The organism is Uliginosibacterium gangwonense DSM 18521, from assembly GCF_000373965.1.
Lineage (GTDB): Bacteria > Pseudomonadota > Gammaproteobacteria > Burkholderiales > Rhodocyclaceae > Uliginosibacterium > Uliginosibacterium gangwonense.
Genome location: NZ_KB892838.1, coordinates 20,500 through 45,133, shown reverse-complemented (window position 1 = coordinate 45,133; position 24,634 = coordinate 20,500). Strand labels below are relative to the sequence as shown.

Here is a 24,634-nt window from a genome sequence, read left to right as displayed (position 1 = left end):
CTCTCCTGCCTAGGGCCAGTTTGCCATTCCAGGCATGAAGCTACGAACGATCACACATGAGGCAAGTTGGCGGAGGCTGCCTGCTATCGAAAAATCCCGGTCGGCGGCTATATGGGTAGCGCCTGGCTGTGGTTAAATGCAAAGTTATGGACAAAGAATTTGGCATTGTCGCCCTTGTTGGGAAATACCAGAGCACGGAGGTCGCCGAGGCATTGGCGCAGACGGCTGCTTTCTTGCTCCAACGCGGGCAGGATGTCTGGCTGGAACATGACACGGCACGGGCCGTTGGGCACGATGGATCTGTACGTGTTGCCACGATCGAAGAGATCGGGGAGCAGGCCGACTTGGTCGTAGTGCTGGGGGGCGATGGCACCATGCTGGCTACTGCGCGCCGATTGGCAGGGCATAGTTTGCCCTTGGTCGGGGTCAATCAGGGGCGCTTGGGCTTTTTGACGGATGTGCCGCGTGAGCGCATGTTTGCCTGCCTGGGTGATATTCTGGATGGTCGCTATCTGCGTGAGCGCCGTGTGCTGCTACAGGCCGATGTCTGGCGTAGTGGTGAGGCGATTTTTTCCACCATGGCGTTGAACGATGTCGTGCTGTCACGCGGCGAATTTGGACGAATGATCGAGTTCGAGTTGCATGTGGATGGTGAATACATCTACACCCAACGCTCCGACGGCATGATCGTCTCGACGCCGACGGGGTCTACCGCGTATGCGCTATCCGCCAATGGGCCGATTTTGCATCCGCGTCTGGCTGGTTTTGTGGTTGTGCCGCTGTGCCCACATGCGCTGACGTATCGTCCCCTGGCCCTGGCTCACGAAAGCACGGTGGAACTGGTGGTGTTGCCGCGCTTTGATGCCCGCCTGTTCTGCGATGGGCAGACCTTGTTTGAAATACAGGGTGGGGATCGCGTCTATATCAAACGCGCACCCTTGGGCGTGACTTTGCTTCACCCCCAGGATTACAGCTATTTTGCCGTGCTGCGTGAAAAGCTCCACTGGAGCGCTGCGCCGCGCTCATGATGATTGAACTGTCTCTAATCTAGTTTCTGTGGGAATCCCTGACCATGTTGCGTCGTTTGCTGATCCAGGATTTCGTACTGGTTGATCGCCTTGAACTCGATTTTCATTCCGGCTTTGGTGCGCTGACGGGCGAGACGGGCGCGGGCAAGTCTATTCTGCTGGATGCACTGTCCTTGTTGTTGGGCGAGCGTGCGGAGGGAGGCGTCGTGCGCACCGGGCGGGATAAGGCAGATCTGATGGCTGAGTTCGACCTGGTTGCTGATTCTGAGGCCGCGAAGTGGTTGGCTGAACAGGATCTTGGCTCAGACGAACCTTTTGTTCTGGTGCGCCGGGTGGTGGACAACAACGGGCGTTCCCGTTCCTACATCAATGGCATGCCTGCCACGGCGGCGCAATTGCGGGAGTTGAGTGAATTCTTTGCTGATATTCACGGTCAGCATGCCCACCATGCTCTGCTCAAGCCCGAGGCGCAAAGGCAGATGCTGGATACCCTGGCCGGGCAGTTGGGCGTAGCACGTGAAGTCTCGGCGCATTATCGGGAATGGCAGACGGCACGGCAAGCACGGCAGGATGCGGAAAAGGGCGTGGAAGCACTGGTACATGAGCGCGAGTTGCTGAACTTCCAGATCAAGGAGCTTGCCGCCTTGGAATTCAGTGCGCCTGATTGGGAAAATCTGAACCAGGAGCATGCCCGTCTGGCTAATGCAGCAGCACTACTGGAAGGTGCAGGCACAGCCCTTGATGCGGTGAGTGAGGGCGAGATGCCCCTGGCAGGAGAAACCAGCCGGATTGCGGCGCGCCTTGAAGAGCTATCCGGCTTTGACCCGGCGATGGCGGAAATTGCGGAACTGCTCTCTGATGCGGCCATCCGCCTGGAAGAAGCCGCGCATGCACTCCGCCGTTATCGGGATCGCGTGGAGTTGGACCCCGCAAGGCTGACAGAGGTGGAGCAGCGCATAGAAGCTATTGTTGGCGCTTCCCGCAAGTATCGGGTTCAACCAGAAGGTTTGCCTGAGTTGCTGGCTAAATGCGAGGCTAGATTGGCAGAAATTACAGAGTTGGCTGATCCAGAAGCCTTGCGTGTGCGTGAGGACGCCGCGCATCGCGTGTATGAGGCAAGAGCCAAACAGCTTTCTGAAGCGCGTCTTGCCAAGGCCATATCGTTGAGCGAATCGGTTTCTGAAGCCATGCAGGAACTTGCCATGGCAGGGGGGCGCTTTGAAGTGGCCTTGCTGCCAGAAGCAGAGGGGACCGCGAACGGCTTTGAGCGCGTGGAGTTCCAGGTGGCGGCTAACCCGCATCAACCCGTGCGCCCACTTGCTAAGGTGGCCTCTGGTGGGGAATTGTCTCGTATTGGTCTGGCGATCCAGGTGATTGCTTCAGAGGCGCAATCCGTACCCACGCTGATTTTTGATGAGGTCGATGTCGGGATCGGGGGTAGCGTGGCGGAAATTGTAGGGCGGCGCCTGCGGGAGTTGGGGTGTAATCGTCAGGTGCTCTGCGTGACCCACCTGCCACAAGTGGCGGCACAAGCCGATTGGCAGTGGAAGGTACTCAAGGAAACCCACAACGGCGTCACTTTGTCGCGCCTGCAAGTGTTGGACGAGCAAGGACGTGTTGAAGAAATCGCACGTATGCTGGGTGGGGTCAATATTACCGAAACGACTCGAAGCCACGCCGCAGAGCTATTGGGGAACCGGGTGTGAGCTATCTGCCTGAACGCATACGGTTGTGGCCCGCCGATGCACCGGGCAGCGAAGGGCTTGAACTCTTTGAATGCATTGAAGAGCGCAGCCCAGACCCTGATAATTATGGTGATCGGGCGATCAGTTCGGTACAGATACCGGAGCTGAGTGTGTGGCGTGCTAAACGCCCCAATGGCGTGAGCATTATCCTGGCGCCGGGTGGCGGGTATCGCCGCATTGTCGTAGATAAGGAAGGCAGTGACATCGCCCGTTGGTTGAATGACCTGGGCATTACCGTCTTTGTACTCAAATATCGTTTGCCCGGTGAAGGGCATGCGCAAAAAAGCGATGTGCCGCTTCAGGATGTGCAGCGCGCCTTGCGTTTGGTGCGTAGCCACGCGGCTACCTGGGGGCTTGATCCCGCCCGGATGGGTGTGATGGGCTGTTCGGCAGGCGGGCATGTGATGGCAAGCCTCGCCACTCGCCATGCTGCGCAGGTTTATGCTGCTGTGGATCATGTCGATCAGCAATCGGCCCGACCAGATTTTGTTATTTTGCTTTACCCGGTGATAACCATGCGCCTGCCGTTTGCGCATCAAGGGTCTCGCTTGGCATTGTTGGGGGACGATCCAGACGAAGGCGCTTTGGCGCTTTACTCTTGTGAGGCGCAGGTCAGTGCAGGCATGCCACCGCACTTTATTAGTCTGGCAAATGACGACGCATCCGTTCCCGCTGAAAACAGCATCAGCTATTACCACGCACTGCGCCGCCATAAGCTAAGTGTTCAGCTTCATGTTTTCGAGCAAGGCGGGCATGGGCATGCTATCCGCCATGCGACGGGGCCGGTCACCGCCTGGACTGCCTTGCTTGAAGCTTGGTTGACGACGCGAGTCTTCGAGCCGTCTTGACGAGTTTCAGGGCTTTCTTGCGCAGAGCAGATAATTGACATCGCAGTTCTTGCCTAGCTTGTAGACCTGGGTAAGCGGGTTGTAGGTCATGCCCAGCAATTCTTCTATCCCTAAATCAGCTTGGCGGGCCATGCCGCTCAGTTCAGAAGGCTTCAGAAACTTGCGATAGTCATGAGTGCCGCGAGGCAGCATGTTGAGTACATATTCAGCGCCGATCACTGCCAGCGTATAGGCTTTCAAGTTGCGGTTGATTGTCGAGAAGAAAACGTAACCGCCAGGTTTCACCAATTGCGCACAGGCTTTGACGATACTGGCCGGGTCGGGCACGTGCTCAAGCATCTCCATGCAGGTGACCACGTCAAAAGCTTGTGGCCGTTCTGCAGCCAGGGCTTCGGCGGAAATCATCTGATAGCCCAGGTTTTGTTGTCCGCTTTCCAGCATATGCAGTTTGGCGACGGAGAGCGCTTTCTCCGAAAGGTCGATCCCTGTTACCTGTGCACTGCGTGCGGCCATGCTCTCCGACAGGATGCCGCCCCCACACCCGATATCCAGCACCTCTTTCCCTGCCAAATGCGCGTGTGAGTCGATCCAACTCAGACGAAGCGGATTGATTTCATGCAAGGGGCGAAACTCGGACTCAGGGTCCCACCAACGATGGGCAAGATCGCTGAATTTGGCAACTTCGCGTGCGTCAGAATTGGTGTGATTCATGGCAATAGGTTTTGTTGGGGTAGGTAGTAGTGTGACACAAGAAAAAAGCCCAGCCGAGGCCGGGCTTTTCTTAATGCAACAAAGCGGGATTACTTGCTGCCGACCGCTTCCAGTTCCACGCGGCGATCCGGAGCGAAGAAGTCGACCATCTTCTTGTTCTTGCCGTTCAGAGCGCCCAGCTTCTTATAGTCGTCGCCAGTCTTCGGCTGGGACTTGCCCTTGCCTTCGGTGTAGACCTTGTTGGCGGGCAGACCTTGGGAGATCAGGAAATCCTTGACGGTTGCTGCACGCTTTTCCGAGAGCTTTTGGTTGTAAGCGTCAGAACCGATACGGTCAGCGTGACCGACGGCGATCACCACTTCCAGTTGCTTCAGGTTCTTGGCTGTGTCGGCGAAGGCTGCCAGCGCTTCCTTGCCTTGTTCCATCAGTTCAGCCTTGTCGAAGGCGAACAGGGCGTCAGCCGGAATGGTGACCTTTTCAGCAGACGGCAGGGCTGTCGGGGCTGCAACGGGTTCGGGCGCCTTGACCGGGGCTTGAACGGGTTCGGGCGCCTTCACAGGTTCCGGTGTCTTCACAGGTTCCGGAGCAGCCTGGCAGGCTTCCTTGGGCAGTTGGTCTGCATCGCAATAGCAGCCTACCGGCAGCTTGTCGCCATCGAGCGTCTTGACGGACAGGGCCAGTTCTTTGCTCCAAATGCTGGCAGCACGCCAGCACAGACCACTGGATGAGCGCTCAACGATGCCGTTGCCATCAATGGCGTAGGGGATTACGCCATTTTTGTCGATACGGATCTGGCTGGATTGAGCCTGAGCGCCAGCAGAGAAAAGGGAAGCCGCAATAACGGCCAGAACGAACGAATAGGATTTTTTCATATGCTCCTCGTTGCAAGGCTGGTTGTGTTGGTAACAGCTTAGGACGGATCGGGGGAGATCGCTAATGTCCACAAGCATGGGATTCTGATGAGCGTCTGGATGTGGGATTTGACAACTGAACAAGCCTGAAGAACGTGTTTTTCCAAAAAAATACCATTGCATCAAGCCTGATGCCAAACCAATCCAAGTCCATATCATACCACTTTAGGGCCGGACAGCATTTTGCCACATGCGACTTATTCTCTGTAGCTCTTTGTTGTGCATGTGCAACAATCTGCCCTCATGTACTTTTTTTTCACCTCCCACCCATACGTGACTGACGGCGTTTCTGCCCAGCACATAGACCAGATGTGACACCGGGTCGTAACAGGGGCCGACAATCGGATCGGCGAGCGAGGCCGCGCAAAGATCGGCTGCCTTGCCTGGGGTGATCGAGCCTATTTTTTGCTCCAGCCCCAAGGCGCGTGCGCCTCCCAGGGTTGCCATGTGGAGCGCTTCGTGGGCGGATAGGGCAGAGGCGTCCGATTCGCGTAGTTTTGCCAGCAGGGCGGCGTGGCGCATTTCCTGGAAGATGTCCAGGCGGTTATTGCTTGCTGCCCCATCCGTGCCCAATCCGACATTCACGCCGCGTTTAAGCATGCCCGTGATGGGGGCTGCGCCACTGGCCAATTTCATGTTGGAGGTGGGGTTGTGGATGACATGGGCGCCGTAGTGCGCAAGGGTATCCAACTCGTGTTCGGTGAAATGCACACCGTGGGCGATGCAAAGATTGGGGCCGAGGAGCCCCAGCTTTTCAAGCCGGGCGAGCGGGCGAACGCCAAAGCGCTTCAGGCTGTCTTCAATTTCCGTTTGGGTTTCATGCAGGTGGATGTGGACGGGGCAGTCCAACTCCACAGCCAGTGTGGCAATCTGCTCAAAACTGGAGTCGCTGACGGTGTAAGGCGCATGAGGGGCGAGTGCAAACTGGATCAGCGGATCTCCCTTCCACTCGTCCCGTACCCGCAGCCCTTTGCGCAGATAGTCTTCTGCATCGGTGGCAAAGGCGCTTGGGAACTCGATCATGATCATCCCGACTGTTGCGCGAATGCCTGCCTCGGCGAATGCTTGGGCGGATGAGTGAGGGAAAAAATACATATCGTTGACGCAGGTAATGCCGCCAAGCAGCATTTCCGCCGCAGCCAGCAGTGTGCCGTCGCGCACGAAATTCGGGCTGACGTGTTTGCCTTCTGTCGGCCAGATGGCTTCCTGCAGCCAGCGCATCAGCGGGAGATCATCTGCCAAGCCTCGCATCAGGCTCATGGCCGCGTGAGTGTGCGTATTGACGAACCCTGGAAACAGGATGTGTTCATCCAGGGTGAGGGTTTCTTTGGCGCTCAAGCCCAAATCACGAGCATGCTGTGTGGGGAGTACCTGCTGGATGACCCCCTGGCTGATGACTACGCAGTGGTGCTCCAGCACGGTGTTGTCCGGCTCCACGGGCACCAGCCAGCGGGCTTCGATGATCAGGTCTGCTTGGGTTTGTGTGTGCATGGATCGGTCCAGGTTCCTGTGTGCCGGTTCGGGTGAGGGTGGGCATGGTACAATCCCATCCTTTCGTGCAGTGCTTCCGCACTGCACCATAACGCCCGAGCGCCAGCCATGAATTCGTTTGCCAAAGAAACGCTGCCGATCAGTTTAGAGGAAGAAATGCGTCACTCCTACCTCGATTACGCAATGAGCGTGATCGTGGGGCGTGCGCTACCGGATGTGCGAGACGGCTTGAAGCCGGTGCACCGCCGTGTCCTCTACGCGATGCACGAAGCCAATACTGTTTGGAATCGCCCCTATGTGAAGTGTGCACGGGTGGTTGGTGAGGTGATGGGGAAATTCCACCCACACGGTGACTCCGCCATCTACGACACCTTGGTGCGCATGGCGCAGGAATTTTCCTTGCGCTACACCCTGGTCGACGGTCAGGGTAACTTTGGTTCCATCGACGGCGATGCCGCCGCCGCAATGCGTTACACGGAATGTCGCCTGGAGCGCTTGTCCAACGATCTGCTTGCAGATATCGACAAGGAAACCGTTGACTTTCAGCCCAACTACGACGGCAAGGAACTGGAACCTACAGTACTGCCTACCCGCTTGCCGAACCTGTTGATCAATGGTTCTGCCGGTATCGCGGTGGGGATGGCGACCAACATTCCGCCGCACAACCTCTCCGAAGTCATTGAGGCTTGTCTGAGCCTGTTGGCCAATCCAGACATGGATATCGAGGAGCTGATCAAGATTGTCCCCGCACCGGATTTCCCGACTGCAGGGCTGATCTACGGTCTGCATGGGGTGCATGAGGGCTACCGTACCGGTCGTGGTCGGGTGGTGATGCGCGCGCGCACCCATATCGAGGATATGGAAAAGGGCAATCGTCAGGCGATCATCGTCGATGAAATCCCTTACCAAGTGAACAAGAAGACCTTGATCGAGAAAATTGCTGAGTTGGTTGGCGATAAGAAGATCGAGGGGATCTCTGATCTGCGCGACGAGTCGGACAAGTCCGGCATGCGCATGGTCATTGAACTCAAGCGTGGCGAAGTGGCTGAGGTGGTGCTGAACAACCTGTTCAAGCAGACCCAGTTGCAAGACACCTTCGGCATGAACATGGTGGCGCTGGTAGATGGCAAGCCGCGTCTCCTGAACCTCAAACAGATGCTGGAATGCTTCCTGGCCCACCGCCGGGAGGTGGTGACCCGCCGCACGATCTTTGAATTGCGCAAGGCGCGTGAGCGTGGCCACATTCTGGAAGGGCTGGCGGTTGCACTCTCGAACGTTGATGAGATCATTGCGCTCATCAAGGCTGCGCCGACGCCGGCAGATGCCAAGGTCGAGTTGATGGGGCGCCTCTGGCACTCTCCCTTGGTGGAAGAGATGCTGGCGCGGGCCATGTCCGACAGTTACCGCCCAGAAGGCCTGGCACCCGAATTTGGTTTGTCCAAACAGGGTTATCGCCTCTCCGACGTTCAGGCTCAACGCATTCTGGAAATGCAGTTGCAACGCCTGACCAATATGGAGCAGGACAAGATTGTCGGCGAATACCGCGATGTGATGGCCGAGATTGCCGATCTGCTCGACATTCTGGCCAAGCCCGCACGGATCACTGCCATCATCGACCAGGAGCTGCGTGCCATCCGCGAGCAGTTTGGCGATCCGCGCAAGTCCGAGATCGTGCTGAACACGGCGGACATCAATATTGAGGATCTGATCACCCCGGAAGACATGGTGGTGACCCTTTCGCACACAGGCTACTTCAAACGCCAGCCGCTTGCCGACTACCGTTCGCAAAAGCGTGGCGGGCGGGGCAAGCAGGCTGCATCGATGAAGGAAGACGATTTCCTCGACCAGCTTTTCGTGGCCAACACCCACGACACCATCCTGTGCTTCTCCAACCGTGGGCGCTTGTATTGGCTCAAGGTCTATGAGGTGCCAGAAGGCAACCGTACCTCGCGCGGCAAGCCCATCGTCAATCTCTTCCCGCTGGTAGAGAACGAAAAGATCACTGCCGTGTTGCCGGTCAAGGAATTTGACGAAGGCCACTTCATCTTCATGGCTACCTCACAAGGGACTGTGAAGAAGACGCCGCTGACCGATTTCTCCAACCCGCGCAAGGCTGGGATCATCGCTGTGGGGCTGGATGAAGGAGACTTCCTGATTGGTGTGGCGATCACCGACGGCGATTGCAACGTGATGCTGTTCTCTGACGCAGGCAAGGCCGTGCGTTTTGCCGAAAGTGATGTGCGTCCGATGGGCCGTACCGCCCGTGGCGTGCGTGGCATGATGCTAGAGGATGGGCAATGTGTGCTGTCGATGCTGGTGGCGCAAGGTGAAACTCAGTCTGTGCTGACTGCCACAGAGAACGGTTTCGGCAAGCGTACCGCAATTGGCGAATACACCCTGCATGGCCGTGGAACCAAGGGCATGATTGCCATCCAGGCTTCTGAGCGTAACGGCAAGTTGGTGGGGGCCGTGCTGGTCGACCCGACTGATCAGGTGATGCTGATCTCCGACAATGGCGTGCTGATCCGCACCCCAGTGGCGGATATCCGTGAGCTGGGCCGCTCGACGCAAGGGGTGACGCTCATCAATCTGGATGCAGGCTCCAAGCTGTCTTCCATCGTCAAAATCATCGATAGCGAAGACGAAAATGGTGAAGGTGAAACGGATGTAGTTTCCGAAAGCGGGGATACCGAGTAATGAGTGATGAGCTGCTGAAACTTCGTGCTGAGATCGATCGTCTGGATGGTGAGATCCTGGAACGCCTTGCTGCGCGCGCCCGTTGCGCCAAGCGGGTGGGCGAGGTTAAACGTGGCCCCCTGTATCGCCCGGAACGCGAGGCACAGGTGTTGCGCAGCATTGCAGAGCGCAATCCTGGGCCTTTGCCCGATGAGGCCGTACAGCGCATCTTCCGTGAAATTATGTCCTGGTGCTTGGGTCTGGAGCAGCCGCTCAAGGTGGCACACCTGGGGCCAGAAGGCACCTTCTCGGAAGCCGCCGCATTCAAGCACTTCGGCGGTTCCCCCGCGCTGATGCCGCAGCAGACCATTGATGAGGTGTTCCATGCTGTAGAGGCTGGCGCCAGCGCATATGGTGTGGTGCCGGTCGAGAATTCGACCGAGGGTGCTGTCAGCCGCTCGCTTGATCTCTTGCTCTCAGGCAATGTCTCTGTGTGTGGTGAAGTCAGCTTGCGCATCCGCCAGAATCTGATGAGCCGTGCCAGTGGGATTGACGCCATCAAGCGGATCTACTCGCATTCCCAATCTTTGGGGCAATGCCATGACTGGCTCGAACATCATGCGCATGGCATCGAGTGCCACCCGGTTTCCAGCAACGCAGAAGCGGCCCGCATGGCTTCAGAAGATCCTGAGTCTGCGGCTATTGCCGGAGACATGGCTGCGCAGCGCTATGGTTTGAACATCCTATTCGCCAATATCGAAGACGACCCCAGCAATACCACGCGCTTCCTGGTGATCGGGAAGCATGATGCAGGGCCTTCGGGGCATGACAAGACTTCCTTGATCTGCTCTGCGCCCAACCGCCCCGGTGCGGTCTACACCTTGCTGCAGCCTTTTGCGGATCAAGGCGTGAGCATGACCAAGCTGGAGTCCCGCCCCTCACGCACGGGGTTGTGGGAGTATGTCTTCTATGTGGATGTAGAAGGGCACCGCGAAGATCCCGATGTGGCGACAGCCTTGAAGGCGTTGCAGGATCGCGCCGCCTTCGTCAAGGTATTGGGCTCATATCCCGTCGCCGCCATTTGAACCGGGCTCTTGTGCCTTGTTTGTTGTAACCCCGGAGTTGGGTCATGAGCATCGAGCAGATAGCCCCGGAATACATTCGCAGCATCAGCCCCTATGTGCCCGGCAAACCGATTGCCGAGTTGGCGCGTGAAATGGGGCTGGATGAAGCGCAGATCATCAAGCTGGCTTCCAACGAAAACCCCTTGGGTATGAGCCCCAAAGCACGGCATGCCATGCACGCCGTGCTAGATGATCTGGCACGTTACCCGGATGGCAATGGCTTTGCCCTCAAGGAGACGCTTTCCCGCAAGCATGGCCTAGGTGTTGGGCATTTCGTGCTGGGCAATGGCTCAAATGACGTACTGGAACTTGCCGTGCGAGCTTTTCTTCCCGCTGGCAGCAGTGCAGTCTATTCGCAATATTCCTTTGCTGTGTATCCATTGGCAACACAAAGCGTAGGCGGACGTGGCATCGAGGTTCCCGCGCGGGCCTATGCACATGATCTGGCCGCGATGGCGGATGCCGTTGCTGAAGATACCCACATCGTGTTTCTGGCCAACCCGAATAATCCGACGGGCAGTTTTATCCCGGCATGGTTGCTCGAATCTTTTCTGGAACAGATTCGACGCGATGTAATTGTCATTCTGGATGAAGCGTATAGCGAATACCTGCCGCCAGAACTGCGTTACGACAGCATGGCCTGGGTCAAGCGCTTCCCGAATCTCATTGTGACCCGCACCTTCTCCAAGATCTATGGTCTGGCGGGTTTGCGGATTGGTTACGCGGTGGCTGATGCCAAGGTTGCGGAGTTGATCAATCGTGTGCGTTCTCCATTCAATGCCAACAGCGTGGCATTGGCAGCGGCTGAAGCTGCACTGGGGGATGAAGCGTTCATCCAGAAAAGTTATGAGACCAACCGGGCAGGCCTGGCGCAGATTACGCGTGGATTGGGTGAATTGAATCTGGTGCATCTGCCCTCTGCAGGTAATTTCGTCACTTTCCGGGTGGGAGATGGGGCCGGCGTCAATCGTCGCCTATTGAAACAAGGCGTGATCGTGCGCCCCATTGCCAGCTACGGCATGCCTGAGTGGTTGCGGGTGACGATTGGACAAACAGAAGAAAACGCGCGCTTCCTTGAAGCGCTGGCCATTGCGCTGAAAGGATAGGGATGTGTTGAAACGCGTTGTGGTATGCGGAGTGGGGTTGATTGGTGGCTCATTTGCGCTGGCGCTCAAGCGTGCTGGCAAGGTGGAAACGGTGGTTGGCGTCGGGCGGCGTCCGGAAACGTTGGAAGAAGCCAGGCAACTGGGCATCATCGACGAGATTGCTACAGACTGGGCTGTGGCTCTGAAGGGTGCCGATCTCCTGTTGCTGGCGATGCCTGTGGGGCAGATGGGGGCGGTAATGGCCGCCGCCGCGCCGTATCTGGAGCCACAAACCCTGGTAACCGATGCGGGCAGCACCAAGGCGGATGTGTTCGAGGCCTTGTATTCGCATCTGGGGCATCGCCTGGATGTGGTCGTGCCTGCGCATCCGATTGCGGGAGCAGAAAAGAGTGGTCCCTCGGCTGCAACGGCAGACCTGTTCCAAGGCAAGCGCGTGGTGCTGACCCCAATGCCGGAAAACAAACCTGAGGCCATTGATCGGGTGCGTGAAATCTGGCAGGCCTGCGGTGCGCAAGTCACCCAGATGAGCCCGCTGGATCACGACCGCGTATTTGCGGCAGTGAGTCACCTGCCGCATCTGCTGTCCTTTGGGCTGGTGCATGAATTGCAGGGGCGCGGCAATGCCGAACAGTTATTCAGCTTTGCCGCCTCGGGTTTTCGGGACTTCACTCGGATTGCTGGTAGCCACCCCGAGATGTGGCGTGACATCTGCATTGCCAACCGCCATGCCTTGCTGGCTGAACTTGACGCCTACCTCACCGAACTGGCTTATCTGCGCGCTTTGCTGATGCAAGGTGAAGCCAAGGGGCTGGAGCGTTTGTTTACCGAAGCCAGCTGTGCACGTAATGAATGGGCTGAAAAATATCTCAAGTGATGATTATGGAATATATCGATCTCTCCCCTTTGAGTCATGCACAAGGCACTGTGCGCCTGCCCGGCTCCAAGAGCATTTCCAACCGTACCTTGCTGCTAGCGGCGCTGTCTGAAGGTACGACGGACATTCGTGATCTGCTCGCCTCCGATGATACGGATCGGATGCTGGATGCCTTGAAGTGCTTGGGCGTGAGCGTCGAAAAAACAGGCGAACGTGATTACCGCGTGATGGGGGCGCCGCAAGGTTTTGCCAACAAGAATGCCGATCTGTTCCTGGGGAATGCAGGCACTGCTTTCCGCCCCCTGACGGCAGCACTGGCGCTGGCGGGTGGTGCTTACAAGCTGCACGGCGTGCCGCGTATGCACGAGCGCCCGATTGGCGATCTGGTGGATGGTCTGCGCCAGATTGGTGCCGAGATCGAATATCTGGGCAACGACGGTTTCCCGCCCTTGCAGATTCGCCCGGCCACGATTCAACCCGGCGGTGTGGTACGTATAAAGGGGAATGTTTCCAGCCAGTTCCTGACGGCCTTGCTGATGGCATTGCCCACCACGGGCGTGGAAACCACGATTGAAGTGATCGGCGAGCTGATTTCTAAGCCTTACATCGAAATCACCCTGCGCCTGATGGCGCAATTCGGGGTGGAGGTGCGGCGTGAAGGTTGGCAACGCTTCATCGTCCCCGGTGGCAAGCGCTATGTGTCGCCGGGCACGGTATTTGTAGAAGGCGACGCGTCTTCCGCATCCTACTTCCTCGCTGCGGGTGCCATTGGTGGCGGGCCTGTGCGTGTTGAAGGGGTGGGGCGCAACAGTATTCAAGGCGATGTGGCGTTTGCACAGGCACTTGAAGCAATTGGCGCACAGATTGAAATGGGCGAAAACTGGATCGAAGCCAAGGCGCCTGCGCAAGGCAAACTGCGTGCATTCGATATGGATTTCAATCATATTCCAGACGCTGCCATGACGCTGGCCGTGGCGGCATTGTTCTGCGACGGCCCCTGCAAGCTGCGCAATATTGCCAGCTGGCGCGTCAAGGAAACCGACCGCATTTCTGCGATGGCAACTGAATTGCGTAAATTGGGCGCCACGGTGGAAGAGGGCGAGGACTGGCTCAGCGTGAAGGCTCCCGACCAGTTGTTGGCAAATGCCGCAATCGATACCTATGATGACCATCGCATGGCGATGTGTTTCTCGCTGGCTGCGTTGGGGGGCGTGCCAGTGCGGATCAATGATCCGAAGTGTACGGCCAAGACTTTTCCTGAATATTTTGACGTGTTTGCTGCCGTGACACGCTAATTCATAAATGGAAATCGAGCGGCTTAAGCGTCAGCGTCGTAAGAATGTTCAGGAGCAAAATGCTCTAGTAGAAGATCGTGTGCGGCAAACTGCAATGCACTGGAGGAGTAATCCTCTTCCTGGCGCATTGAAAAGGCTTGGGTTGGAGCGGGGTATTGATTGGGATCGTGCGGTGATTCTCCAGCTAGGGCTGGATCACCCTGGAGAACCCAGTATTTTTGGTGTTCTGCTTGATCGGAGTGGAACGTTTATATCGTTCGAGATGGATACTGATGTCGATCATGTGACCCTCATTGAGCTATATGAGTGGAAAGACATCAGTCTTGAGCAAAATATATCTTTGCGTAACAAAGGGTTCGGGGTTGGATTTGGCGCTTTAGCCCTCAAAGTCTTACATGAATTGAATGGTTAGTTATTTATGAAACAGACCCTGATTGAATTGCTGGATGAACGTGTGCGGGCTGCGTTGGATGCCGCTGGTTGTGAAGGCGCGCCTGCCGTGGTGCAGGTGTCTGGCCGCCCCGAGTTTGGGGACTACCAGGCCAATGGCGTGATGGGTGCCGCCAAGGCCCGCAAGATGAATCCACGTCAATTGGCCACCCAGGTTGTCGAAAAACTCGATCTGGTTGGGATTGCGGGCAAGGTGGAGATTGCCGGGCCGGGCTTCATCAACATCACCCTGGATGATGTCTTTCTTGCGCAGCAGATGGATGCCGCCCTGAATGACGAGCGTCTGGGGGTGCCTGCCGTGGAAGCCAAGCGGGTGGTGGTGGATTACTCTTCACCTAACCTCGCCAAGGAAATGCACGTGGGGCATTTGCGCTCCACCATCATAGGTGACGCGCTGGCGCGTGTGCTGCGCTTCCTGGGACATACGGTGATTGCGCAGAACCATGTGGGGGACTGGGGCACCCAGTTCGGCATGCTGACAGCCTACCTGATCGAAGCCGAGCAGGGGGGCGACGCCACGGTGGCGCTTACTGATCTGGAAGATTTTTATCGTCGTGCCAAGCAGCGTTTTGATGAGGATGAAGCGTTTGCAACCCGTGCCCGTGAGTACGTGGTGAAGCTGCAAGGGGGCGACCCGGAGGTCAATGCCCTGTGGCGCAAGTTCCTGGATGTCTCACTTCATCACTGCGAAGCCGTGTATGAGAAGCTGGGCGTGGGCCTCACGCGTGAAGACGTGATGGGCGAGAGTGCCTATAACGATGATCTGGCGCCCGTGGTGGAGGATTTGCGTGCCAAGGGGCTGGCGGTGGAAAGCGATGACGCCATCGTCGTGTATGTGGATGGCTTTGTGAACCGGGAAGGTGACCCCCTGGGCTATATCGTCCAGAAAAAGGATGGTGGCTTCCTGTATTCCACCACCGACTTGGCAGCCGTGCGTTACCGCGTTTCCAAGTTGCATATCGACCGCTCCCTGTACGTGGTCGATGCCCGCCAAGGCCAGCACTTCCAGCAGATGTTTGCGGTGAGTCGCAAGGCGGGTTATGCGCCTGACTCGGTGCAACTTGAGCACGTTGGCTTCGGGGTGATGCTGGGTGAGGACAACAAGCCCTTCAAGACGCGTAGTGGTGGCACCGTCAAGCTGGCAGATTTGCTGGCCGAGGCTGAAGAACGTGCATATGCCCTGGTGAGCGAAAAGAATCCCGATCTGCCTGAGGCAGAGCGTCGGGCAATTGCCCAGGCGGTGGGCATTGGCGCGGTGAAGTATGCCGATTTGTCCAAGAACCGTAACAGTGATTACGTGTTTAGCTGGGACACGATGCTGGCATTCGAAGGGAATACCGCCCCCTATATGCTGTATGCCTATACGCGTGCAGCAGGGGTGCGCCGCAAGGCAGAGGATTGGAACCCCAAGGCCGCCATCAGCCTGACCGAGCCTGCCGAGCATCAACTGGCGCTGGCATTGAGCCGGTTTGCCGATGCGCTGCAAGCTGTGTCGCGGGAGACCATGCCGCACTTCCTGTGTGGCTATCTGTATGAACTGGCAACTCAATTCATGCGCTTCTACGAAGCCTGCCCGGTTCTCAAGAGCGAAGGGGACGTTCGCGCCAGCCGTCTGCGTCTGTGCGAATTGACGGCTCGTACCCTGAAAACGGGTCTGGGGCTGTTGGGCATTCAAACTTTGGAGCAGATGTGATGGCGGCCTCGACTCCCGTGATTGCCATTGATGGCCCCACTGCATCGGGCAAGGGCACTGTCGCTGGTCTGGTGGCTGAAAAGCTCGGCTGGCACTATCTGGATTCCGGCGCGATTTACCGTGTGCTGGCCTTGTCGGCCATGAAGCGCGGTGTTGATCTCGCCAATGAGGCGGGCGTGGCCGAATTGGGGCGCAATCTGAATGTCGAATTTTCCGCTGGCAAGGTCTGGTTGGATGGGGACGATGTTTCCCTTGACCTGCGCCGCGAAGAAACCGGCAATGCCGCCTCCAAAATTGCAGCGTTGCCTGCGGTGCGGGAGGCCTTGCTGGCCCGTCAACGCGCTTTTTGTGCCGCCCCCGGCCTTGTGTCGGACGGGCGTGACATGGGCTCGGTGGTGTTTCCACAGTCCTTTTTGAAGATTTTTTTGACTGCCAGCGCCGAGGCGCGTGCAGAAAGACGCTATAAGCAGTTGATCGCAAAGGGATTGCCTGCTAACATCGAAGATCTCTTGCGTGATCTGATGGAACGTGACGCCCGCGATGCCTCGCGGGCTGTGGCGCCCCTCAGGCCATGTGAGGATGCCGTCTTGCTTGATACCACCGCAATGTCTATCGACCAGGCAGTGCTGTTTGTGCTGGATCTGGTTGCCAAACGGGGCAGCGGGAGTAGCGGGCAAGTTGTGTAAGGGGTTGTCAGCCACTTGGGGCAAGTGCTTCAAGTGTTTTGCTTTGGCAACGGTGTTTGAAAACTTAACCTTTATCGCCGTGCTTGCACGGTACCGAGTCCTTTAACCTATGTCCACCTCTGTAACTGAAAGCATGGAAGGCTTTGAAAGCTTTGCCGCGCTGTTTGAAGAAAGCCTTAATCGTCAGGAAATGCGTGCTGGCGAAGTCATCACGGCTGAAGTCATGCGTATCGACCAGAACTTCGTGGTCGTCAACGCTGGCCTGAAGTCTGAGAGCTACATTCCGCTGGAAGAGTTCCGTAATGACCGTGGTGAGCTGGAAGCCAATCCTGGTGACTACGTTCAAGTTGCTATCGAATCCCTGGAAGACGGCTACGGCGAAACCCGCCTGTCGCGCGACAAGGCCAAGCGTATCGCTGCCTGGAACTTCCTGGACAAGGCACTGAACGAAGGCTCGCTGGTCAAGGGCGTTGTGACCGGCAAGGTCAAGGGTGGTCTGACCGTCATGACCAACGGCATCCGCGCATTCCTGCCGGGTTCCCTGGTTGACATGCGTCCTGTTAAGGACACCACGCCGTTCGAAGGCAAAGAATTTGAATTCAAGGTTATCAAGCTCGACCGCAAGCGCAACAACGTTGTTGTGTCGCGCCGTGCAGTGCTTGAAGTGACCATGGGCGAAGAGCGTCAAAAGCTGCTCGAAACCCTGCAGGAAGGCACCGTCGTCAAGGGCGTGGTCAAGAACATCACCGACTACGGTGCGTTCGTTGACCTGGGCGGCATCGATGGCCTGCTGCACATCACCGATCTGGCCTGGCGCCGTGTTCGTCACCCGTCCGAAGTGCTGGCCGTGGGCGACGAAGTCACCGCCAAGGTGCTCAAGTTCGACCAAGAGAAGAACCGCGTCTCCCTGGGTATGAAGCAACTGGGCGAAGATCCGTGGGTCGGCATCTCCCGTCGTTACCCGCAAAGCACCCGCCTGTTCGGCAAGGTGACCAACATCACCGACTACGGTGCATTTGTTGAAGTTGAACAAGGTATCGAAGGCTTGGTGCACGTCTCCGAAATGGACTGGACCAACAAGAACATCCACCCGACCAAGGTTGTCCAGCTGGGCGACGAAGTCGAAGTGATGATTCTGGAAATCGACGAAGAACGTCGCCGTATCTCCCTGGGCATGAAGCAATGCATGGCCAATCCTTGGGATGAATTCGGTCAGAACCACAAGAAGGGCGACCGTGTGAAGGGTGCGATCAAGTCGATCACCGACTTCGGCGTGTTCATCGGCCTGCCTGGTGGGATCGACGGTCTGGTTCACCTGTCCGACCTGTCCTGGAGCCTGCCTGGCGAAGAAGCCATCCGCAACTTCAAGAAGGGCGACGAGCTGGAAGCCGTGGTGCTGGCGATCGACATCGAGAAGGAACGTATCTCCCTGGGCGTCAAGCAGCTGGATGGGGACCCGTTCACCTCCTTCGTGGCCACCCATGACAAGAACAGTCTGGTCAAGGGTTCTGTGAAGAGTGTTGACGCCAAGGGCGCTGTGTTTGATCTGGGCGGCGATGTGGAAGGTTACCTGCGTGTTTCCGAGTTCTCTCGTGACCGCGTGGAAGACCTCTCGCAGGTGCTGAAGGTTGGCGAAGAGATGGACGCTATGATCATCAACGTGGATCGCAAGTCCCGCACGATCAATCTGTCCATCAAGGCCAAGGATCAAGCCGAGCAGAACGAAGCAATGCAAAAGCTGGCTTCGGACAGCTCCGCTGCAAGTGGTACCACCAATCTGGGGGCGCTGCTCAAGGCTAAGCTCAACAACGCTCAACAGCAGTAAGCATCTTGTCCGACATGACTAAATCCGAGCTGATTGAGCAGTTGTCTGCGCGTTTCCCGCAGCTTGGTGTCAAGGACGCGGATCTTGCTGTAAAGATGATCCTCGATGAGATGTCCGCGTGCTTGGCACGCGGGCAGCGAATTGAGATTCGTGGATTTGGCAGTTTTGGCTTGAATTACCGGCCGCCACGGGTTGGGCGTAATCCCAAGTCTGGCGATAAGGTGATGGTGCCCGAGAAATACGTGCCCCATTTCAAAGCCGGCAAGGAACTGCGTGAGCGCGTGGATTGCCCCGGCAGCTAGTCTGCTGTAGCAATTCTGAAGAAATACTGAAAGGCGGCCGATGGTCGCCTTTCTTTTTTTGTCGTGACTAGCGGATAATTGCCAACCATGCGAATACTACTCTGGATACTTCGTGTCACCCTGTTCTTGCTCTTGTTGGCGTTTGCCATCAAGAACGATCAACTGGTGCGCCTGCAAATGTTTTTCGATTCGGCCTGGGATGTGCCTCTCGTGGTGGTGATCTTCGTCTCCTTTGTGCTGGGAGTGTTGATCGGTGCCGGGGCATTGTTGAACACCATTATCGGTTTGCGTCGGGAGTTGGCTGCGGCCAAAGAACAGCAACCCGCCCCCTTGTCTGCTGTAACGCCAACACGCCTGCGCGGGCAGTTCAGCGATCTTCCCGATTCTTTCTAAAGGGCCTGTATGGATTTTGAATTCTGGTGGCTGCTGAGCTGGCCACTGTTTTTTGTCATGGGTTGGTTGGCTGCACGTATCGACATCAAGCATGTGATCGCTGAAGCCCGTAGCCTGCCTCGCTCTTATCTGACCGGCTTGAACAATCTGCTGGCGGAAAAGCCGGACAAAGCCATTGATGCCTTTCTGGAAGCTGTGCAGGTTGACCCTCAGACGGTTGAACTGCATTTCGTGCTTGGGCATCTATTCCGCCGCCGGGGGGAGGTGGATCGCGCCATCCGCATTCACCAGAGCCTGATTGATCGTGATGACATTGAAGCCGGGCAGCGTCTGCAGGCACTCAATGAGTTGGGCGAAGACTATCGGAAGGCAGGTCTGCTGGATCGTGCCGAGGCGGTGTATCTCCAGCTTCGTGACACAGACCGGGATGAGGTTGCCAAGGAAGCGCTGCTACAGATTTATCAGCAGGAAAAGAACTGGCTCAAGGCAATCGAGATTGCACGGGCCATGCCTGCGGACAACAGCCACCGCTGGGATAGTGTGATTGCCAATTTCTATTGCGAGATCGCTGCGGCAGCGTTGGCTTTGTCGCGGTTTGATGAAGTCCGCGAGCAAATTGGGTTGGCCCTGGCCTGTAACCGCAAGTGTGTGCGGGCGAATATTCTGCTGGGGGATAGTTATGCAGCCCAATCCCAGGATGACAAAGCCATTGAGGCTTGGCAACAGGTGGGCCTGCAGGATGCTGGCTATATGGCCTTGGTGGCAGAGCGCCTGATTCTGGCCTATCGTCGCCTCAATAGCGAAGAGAAGGGCATCCAGTTGTTGCGTTCTTACCTGGAGCAGACCCCGTCATTGGATCTGATGGACGTGGTGTTCAACTGGGAAATGAAGAAGAACGGGGCGGATGCTGCGTATGCGCTGGTGCGTGACCAACTCAAGCGCAATCCCACCTTGTTGGGGCTGGAAAAATTGTTGGAGGCCGCCATACATACCGCGCCGGTGGAAAAATCGATGGATATCGAGTTGATTCGCGGCATGATCCATGGGCATACCCGCAAGGTAGCCCGTTACTGCTGCAATGAATGCGGCTTCAAGGCGCGCCAGTTCTACTGGCACTGCCCCGCCTGCGGTGGATGGGAAACCTACCCGCCACGGCGTACCGAAGAGTTTGATCTTACTCTCTGAATAAACAGGAATTGAACCGAGTATGAAAATCACCGTGGTTGGAACCGGCTATGTAGGCTTGGTCTCTGGTGCTTGTCTGGCTGAAGTTGGTAATGACGTGCTGTGCCTGGATGTGAATCCGGAAAAAATCCGTATTCTGAAAGAGGGCGGCATTCCCATCCATGAGCCCACCCTGGATCAGGTCGTGAGCCGCAATGTGGCTGCCGGTCGCCTGCATTTCACGACAGATATTGAAGAAGCCGTGCGTCATGGCACCATCCAGTTCATCGCTGTAGGAACCCCGCCTGACGAAGATGGCTCCGCCGACCTGCAATATGTGTTGGGCGCTGCACGCAACATTGGTCGGCATATGACGGACTACAAGGTGGTGGTCGACAAGAGCACTGTACCGGTAGGCACCGCAGATCGTGTGCGTGCTGCCGTGGCTGAAGAGCTGGCTGCGCGTGGCGTGGAGATCCCCTTCGGCGTGGTCTCGAACCCCGAGTTCCTCAAGGAAGGTGCGGCGGTTGAAGATTTCATGCGCCCAGATCGGATTGTGGTGGGGGCGGAAGACGAGCAGGCCATTCATCTGATGCGGGCTTTGTATGCGCCTTTCCAGCGCAATCACGAGCGCCTGATGGTGATGGATGTGCGCAGCGCCGAGCTGACCAAGTATGCCGCCAATGCAATGCTGGCCACCCGGATCAGCTTCATGAATGAGCTGGCCTTGTTGGCTGAGCGCCTGGGTGCAGACATCGAACATGTCCGTCAGGGTATTGGTTCCGACCCCCGTATCGGTTGGAATTTCCTCTATGCCGGTTGCGGTTATGGCGGATCGTGTTTCCCCAAGGATGTGAAGGCCTTGATCAAGACCGCTGCGGACGCAGGGCAGGGCTTGAAGGTGCTACAAGCCGTGGAAGATGCGAATGACGCGCAGAAGCAGGTGTTGGTCGAGAAAATCGTCAAGCGCTTTGGTGCAGACCTGAACGGCAAGCGTTTTGCAATATGGGGTTTGGCTTTCAAGCCGAATACCGATGACATGCGCGAAGCAGCCAGCCGTGTGATTATTTCCGAATTGTTTGCGCGGGGTGCTACGGTGACGGTGTATGACCCGGTTGCCATGGATGAATCCAAGCGCATTTTTGGCGATGAACCGCGCATGCGCTATGCAGACCGGCCCATGCAGGCACTGGAAGAAGCCGATGCATTGGTTATCGTGACTGAATGGAAGGAATTCCGCAGCCCTGATTTCGAAGTGATCAAGAGCAAGCTCAAGAGCCCGGTGATTGTGGATGGGCGCAATATGTTCGCACCGGAATTGCCGCGTTCGTTCGGGCTTGAGTATTACGGGATTGGACGTCGATGAGTGTCAAAAGCCATTCTCTGAATATCCCGGACACGCGATCTGCTCGCGTGCTGGTCGTGGGCGATGTGATGCTGGATCGCTACTGGTTTGGGGAAGTCAGCCGTATTTCTCCAGAGGCGCCTGTTCCTGTTGTCCATGTCCAGCGCACTGAAGAGCGCCCCGGTGGCGCTGCCAACGTGGCCCGAAATGCGGTGGCGCTGGGCGCCTCATGCACATTGCTGGCCGTAGTGGGTAAGGACGAACCTGCAGACGCCCTGGAGCGCTTGTTGCTGGGGGAAGGTGTTCATGCCCGCCTACATCGTGATGAGAGCCTGTCCACCACGATCAAGCTACGCGTGATCGGGCGTCAGCAGCAACTACTGCGGATCGATTTTGAAAACACCCCGGCTTATGAGGTGCTACAGGGCAAGCTGAGTGAATTCAAAGCCTTGTTGGCTGATTATGACGTGGTGGTGCTGTCTGATTATGGTAAAGGCGGACTCGCGCATGTGGCCGATATGATCAAGGCTGCGCGGGAAGCGGGCAAGCCGGTGCTGGTGGACCCCAAGGGGGAAGACTACGCCCGATACCGGGGGGCCAGCCTGCTGACGCCGAATCGCTCGGAACTGCGTCAGGTTGTGGGCAAGTGGCGTAACGAGGAGGATCTTGTTGCGCGTGCCCAGGGGCTGCGCGCTGAATTGGATCTGGATGCCTTGCTGGTGACCCGCTCTGAGGAGGGGATGACGCTCTTCCGTGCCGAAGGCTCCGTGCATGAAGGTACGCGTGCCCAGGAGGTTTTCGATGTGTCTGGTGCAGGCGATACTGTGATTGCCACCTTGGCTGTCATGCTGGCCAGCGGGGCTGACATGGTTGAGGCAATGCGTATTTCCAATCATGCTGCTGGAATTGTGGTTGGCAAGCTGGGTACTGCAAAGGTTACCCTTGAAGAAATGCTTACGGAGAATTGAGAACAATGTCCCGTTACTATGTAGTGACCGGCGCCGCCGGCTTCATCGGCTCCAACATCATCGCCGGGTTGAATGCTCGTGGCATCAGTAATATTGTTGCAGTTGATAACCTGAAAAAAGGTGACAAGTTCCGCAATCTGGTCGACTGTGAAATTGCGGACTATATGGATAAGCACGACTTCATCGACGCCCTGCGTGGCGGGATGTTCGATGGCAATGTCGAAGCAGTGATCCATCAGGGCGCATGTTCCAACACGATGGAGCACGATGGCCTGTACATGATGGAAAACAACTTCCGTTATACGGTCAGCATCCTGGATTTCTGTATCGAAGAAGCCATTCCGATGCTCTACGCATCGTCAGCCGCCACTTACGGTGCCAGCACAACCTTCGTGGAAGATCCGCGTTATGAGAGCCCCCTGAATGTCTATGGCTACTCCAAGGTTCTGTTTGATCGCGTGCTGCGCCGCCGCTGGCAGGAACTGACGGCTCCGGTGGTTGGTTTTCGCTACTTCAATGTGTATGGCCCACGTGAGGAGCATAAGGCCGGGGCGGGGTCTTCAGTGGCCTTCAACTGCTTCCATCAGTATCGCAAGGAAGGCAAGGTCAAGCTCTTTGAAGGCTGTGATGGCTACGCCAACGGTGGCCAGCTACGGGACTTCATCTTTGTGGAAGACGTGGTGCGTGCCAACCTGCATTTCCTGGAGCATGCCAAAACATCGGGCATCTACAATCTGGGCACGGGCAAGGCACAGAGCTTCAACGATGTGGCTGCTGCGGTGATCAACACCTGTCTGGTGGCGGAGGGCAAGCAGGCTTTGTCGTTGGAAGCATTACAGGCACAGGGTTTGATTGAGTATGTTCCGTTCCCGGATGTCCTAAAGGGCAAGTACCAGAGTTTTACCCAGGCTGATATCAGTGCCTTGCGTGCAGCCGGGTATGATGCACCGTTTCATGACGTGTCAACCGGAGTGGGTAAGTACTGCGTTAAGCTCTTGGAATCCACCCGCTAGGGTTGATTCATCCCACTACTTATATAGAAGGAGTCTGGAATGCTGAAGAAATTGCTGCTTGTGCTGGTTACTCTTGTTGCATCCATTGGTATGGCCTTTGCGGCGGTGAATATCAACACCGCAACAGAGCAGGAATTGCAGACCCTTCCAGGCGTTGGCCCAGCCAAGGCCAAGGCGATCATTGACTATCGCACGACCAAGGGTAATTTCAAGACAGTTGATGACCTCAAGAACGTCAAGGGGATTGGCGACAAGACCTTTGATAAGTTCAAGGGGCAACTGACTGTTTCCGAACCTACCCAGCTTGATCCGAAAGCCCAGAAAGCCGCGCCTGCAGACAAGGCTGGCAAGAAGGATGCTGCTGCTCCTGCTGCCACAGCCAAGGACGCTCCCAAGGCGACCCAATCCCCGGCTGCTACAAGCAAGAAAAAGTAATTCTTGTTCTACTGACATCTTGACGCCCTGCCAAGAAGCGCAGGGCGTTTTGCATTGCGTGGCCCACGGCCCTTGCTTGGGTTATGCAGGTATTACCCGGCAGGCGGGTACGCAAGCGCTACAATCAGCTATATTCAAGTGCTGTTGCCCCATTTGACTAAAGAGAGATGAACTCATGGCCTACGTCGTTACCGAAAACTGCATCAAATGCAAGTTCACTGATTGCGTGGATGTCTGCCCGGTCGATTGCTTCCGTGAAGGCCCCAATTTCCTGGTGATTGATCCGGACGAGTGCATTGATTGCACGCTGTGCGTGGCCGAGTGCCCCGCAGAGGCTATCTTTTCGGAAGATGATCTGCCTGCCGAGCAAGCCCACTTCATCACCCTGAATGCCGAGTTGGCTAAGTCCTGGCCCGCGATTGTCGAGCGCAAGGACCCGCTGCCGGATGCCAACGAGTGGGTGGGCGTCAAAGACAAGTTGGATCAGCTCGTCCGCTGATCATGCGCTAGAATGGGGCATTGCCCCAGACCGCTTTGCTTCATTGGCTCAG

22 protein-coding genes and 1 pseudogene are annotated in these 24,634 nt (G+C 56.8%); 20 read left to right on the top strand and 3 right to left on the bottom strand.

Features of this window, described 5'->3' with window-relative positions; all coding sequences use genetic code 11:
• Window positions 1-146 precede the first annotated feature (146 nt).
• The 3 genes from B145_RS0107575 to B145_RS24800 are packed head-to-tail and all read left to right on the top strand — an operon-like array spanning window position 147 to window position 3,621.
• Window positions 147-1,028, top strand: a complete 882-nt coding sequence (locus B145_RS0107575) for an NAD kinase (RefSeq protein WP_018606375.1) — start codon at window positions 147-149, stop codon at window positions 1,026-1,028.
• Window positions 1,029-1,072: 44 nt separating this feature from the next.
• The gene (recN, locus tag B145_RS0107570) at window positions 1,073-2,734 is read left to right on the top strand and encodes a DNA repair protein RecN (RefSeq protein ID WP_018606373.1); all 1,662 of its coding nucleotides are present in this window, start codon (window positions 1,073-1,075) and stop codon (window positions 2,732-2,734) included.
• Window positions 2,731-3,621: an alpha/beta hydrolase gene (locus B145_RS24800; RefSeq protein ID WP_018606371.1), complete on the top strand. Its 891-nt coding sequence runs from the start codon at window positions 2,731-2,733 to the stop codon at window positions 3,619-3,621. Before recN ends, B145_RS24800 begins: the two co-directional genes overlap by 4 nt.
• Window positions 3,622-3,627: 6 nt before the next feature.
• Here B145_RS24800 and ubiG read toward each other — a convergent pair whose 3' ends face one another.
• The 3 genes from ubiG to B145_RS0107550 all read right to left on the bottom strand — a co-directional run bounded on the left by ubiG (window position 3,628) and on the right by B145_RS0107550 (window position 6,734).
• Entirely contained in the window at window positions 3,628-4,332 is a 705-nt protein-coding gene (gene ubiG / locus B145_RS0107560; RefSeq protein WP_018606369.1) for a bifunctional 2-polyprenyl-6-hydroxyphenol methylase/3-demethylubiquinol 3-O-methyltransferase UbiG, read from the bottom strand.
• A gap of 89 nt (window positions 4,333-4,421) precedes the next feature.
• Complete coding sequence (locus tag B145_RS0107555; protein ID WP_018606367.1) at window positions 4,422-5,204, bottom strand: OmpA family protein; 783 nt, start codon at window positions 5,202-5,204, stop codon at window positions 4,422-4,424.
• A gap of 204 nt (window positions 5,205-5,408) precedes the next feature.
• Window positions 5,409-6,734: a TRZ/ATZ family hydrolase gene (locus tag B145_RS0107550; protein WP_018606366.1), complete on the bottom strand. Its 1,326-nt coding sequence runs from the start codon at window positions 6,732-6,734 to the stop codon at window positions 5,409-5,411.
• A 108-nt stretch (window positions 6,735-6,842) separates the two neighbouring features.
• Between B145_RS0107550 and gyrA the strand changes: the two genes are divergently transcribed.
• From gyrA to fdxA, 17 genes and pseudogenes are all read left to right on the top strand, one after another.
• On the top strand, window positions 6,843-9,431 hold the full coding sequence (gyrA, locus tag B145_RS0107545; protein ID WP_018606365.1) for a DNA gyrase subunit A: 2,589 nt from the start codon (window positions 6,843-6,845) through the stop codon (window positions 9,429-9,431).
• Entirely contained in the window at window positions 9,431-10,495 is a 1,065-nt protein-coding gene (pheA, locus tag B145_RS0107540) for a prephenate dehydratase (RefSeq protein ID WP_018606364.1), read from the top strand. Before gyrA ends, pheA begins: the two co-directional genes overlap by 1 nt.
• 44 nt (window positions 10,496-10,539) lie before the next feature.
• A complete protein-coding gene (gene hisC, locus B145_RS0107535; protein WP_018606361.1) occupies window positions 10,540-11,640 on the top strand; it encodes a histidinol-phosphate transaminase in 1,101 nt (366 codons plus the stop codon).
• Between the two features lie 4 nt (window positions 11,641-11,644).
• Complete coding sequence (locus B145_RS0107530; RefSeq protein ID WP_018606358.1) at window positions 11,645-12,514, top strand: prephenate dehydrogenase; 870 nt, start codon at window positions 11,645-11,647, stop codon at window positions 12,512-12,514.
• 5 nt (window positions 12,515-12,519) lie between these two features.
• Window positions 12,520-13,806: pseudogene (gene aroA, locus B145_RS0107525) on the top strand (3-phosphoshikimate 1-carboxyvinyltransferase); the annotation flags it as partial.
• Between the two features lie 10 nt (window positions 13,807-13,816).
• Window positions 13,817-14,221, top strand: coding sequence for a hypothetical protein (locus tag B145_RS0107520; protein WP_018606354.1), 405 nt, complete (start codon window positions 13,817-13,819; stop codon window positions 14,219-14,221).
• Between the two features lie 6 nt (window positions 14,222-14,227).
• Window positions 14,228-15,952 (top strand): arginine--tRNA ligase, encoded by a 1,725-nt coding sequence (gene argS, locus B145_RS0107515; RefSeq protein WP_018606352.1) that lies wholly within the window; start codon window positions 14,228-14,230, stop codon window positions 15,950-15,952.
• The gene (gene cmk, locus B145_RS0107510) at window positions 15,952-16,638 is read left to right on the top strand and encodes a (d)CMP kinase (RefSeq protein WP_018606350.1); all 687 of its coding nucleotides are present in this window, start codon (window positions 15,952-15,954) and stop codon (window positions 16,636-16,638) included. Before argS ends, cmk begins: the two co-directional genes overlap by 1 nt.
• Window positions 16,639-16,747: 109 nt before the next feature.
• On the top strand, window positions 16,748-18,463 hold the full coding sequence (gene rpsA, locus B145_RS0107505; protein WP_051082557.1) for a 30S ribosomal protein S1: 1,716 nt from the start codon (window positions 16,748-16,750) through the stop codon (window positions 18,461-18,463).
• Window positions 18,464-18,477: 14 nt separating this feature from the next.
• On the top strand, window positions 18,478-18,765 hold the full coding sequence (locus tag B145_RS0107500) for an integration host factor subunit beta (protein WP_018606346.1): 288 nt from the start codon (window positions 18,478-18,480) through the stop codon (window positions 18,763-18,765).
• Between the two features lie 87 nt (window positions 18,766-18,852).
• Window positions 18,853-19,158, top strand: a complete 306-nt coding sequence (locus tag B145_RS0107495; RefSeq protein ID WP_026258930.1) for a lipopolysaccharide assembly protein LapA domain-containing protein — start codon at window positions 18,853-18,855, stop codon at window positions 19,156-19,158.
• 9 nt (window positions 19,159-19,167) lie between these two features.
• The gene (gene lapB / locus B145_RS0107490) at window positions 19,168-20,343 is read left to right on the top strand and encodes a lipopolysaccharide assembly protein LapB (protein WP_018606341.1); all 1,176 of its coding nucleotides are present in this window, start codon (window positions 19,168-19,170) and stop codon (window positions 20,341-20,343) included.
• Window positions 20,344-20,365: 22 nt separating this feature from the next.
• Window positions 20,366-21,688: a UDP-glucose dehydrogenase family protein gene (locus tag B145_RS0107485; RefSeq protein WP_018606339.1), complete on the top strand. Its 1,323-nt coding sequence runs from the start codon at window positions 20,366-20,368 to the stop codon at window positions 21,686-21,688.
• Window positions 21,685-22,635, top strand: a complete 951-nt coding sequence (gene rfaE1 / locus B145_RS24795) for a D-glycero-beta-D-manno-heptose-7-phosphate kinase (protein WP_018606338.1) — start codon at window positions 21,685-21,687, stop codon at window positions 22,633-22,635. The genes B145_RS0107485 and rfaE1 overlap by 4 nt, the downstream gene beginning before the upstream one ends.
• A gap of 5 nt (window positions 22,636-22,640) precedes the next feature.
• A complete protein-coding gene (gene rfaD / locus B145_RS0107475) occupies window positions 22,641-23,648 on the top strand; it encodes an ADP-glyceromanno-heptose 6-epimerase (protein ID WP_018606337.1) in 1,008 nt (335 codons plus the stop codon).
• 39 nt (window positions 23,649-23,687) lie between these two features.
• The gene (locus B145_RS27330; RefSeq protein WP_018606335.1) at window positions 23,688-24,083 is read left to right on the top strand and encodes a ComEA family DNA-binding protein; all 396 of its coding nucleotides are present in this window, start codon (window positions 23,688-23,690) and stop codon (window positions 24,081-24,083) included.
• Between the two features lie 175 nt (window positions 24,084-24,258).
• A complete protein-coding gene (gene fdxA, locus B145_RS0107465) occupies window positions 24,259-24,582 on the top strand; it encodes a ferredoxin FdxA (protein WP_018606333.1) in 324 nt (107 codons plus the stop codon).
• The last annotated feature ends 52 nt before the right edge of the window (window positions 24,583-24,634 follow it).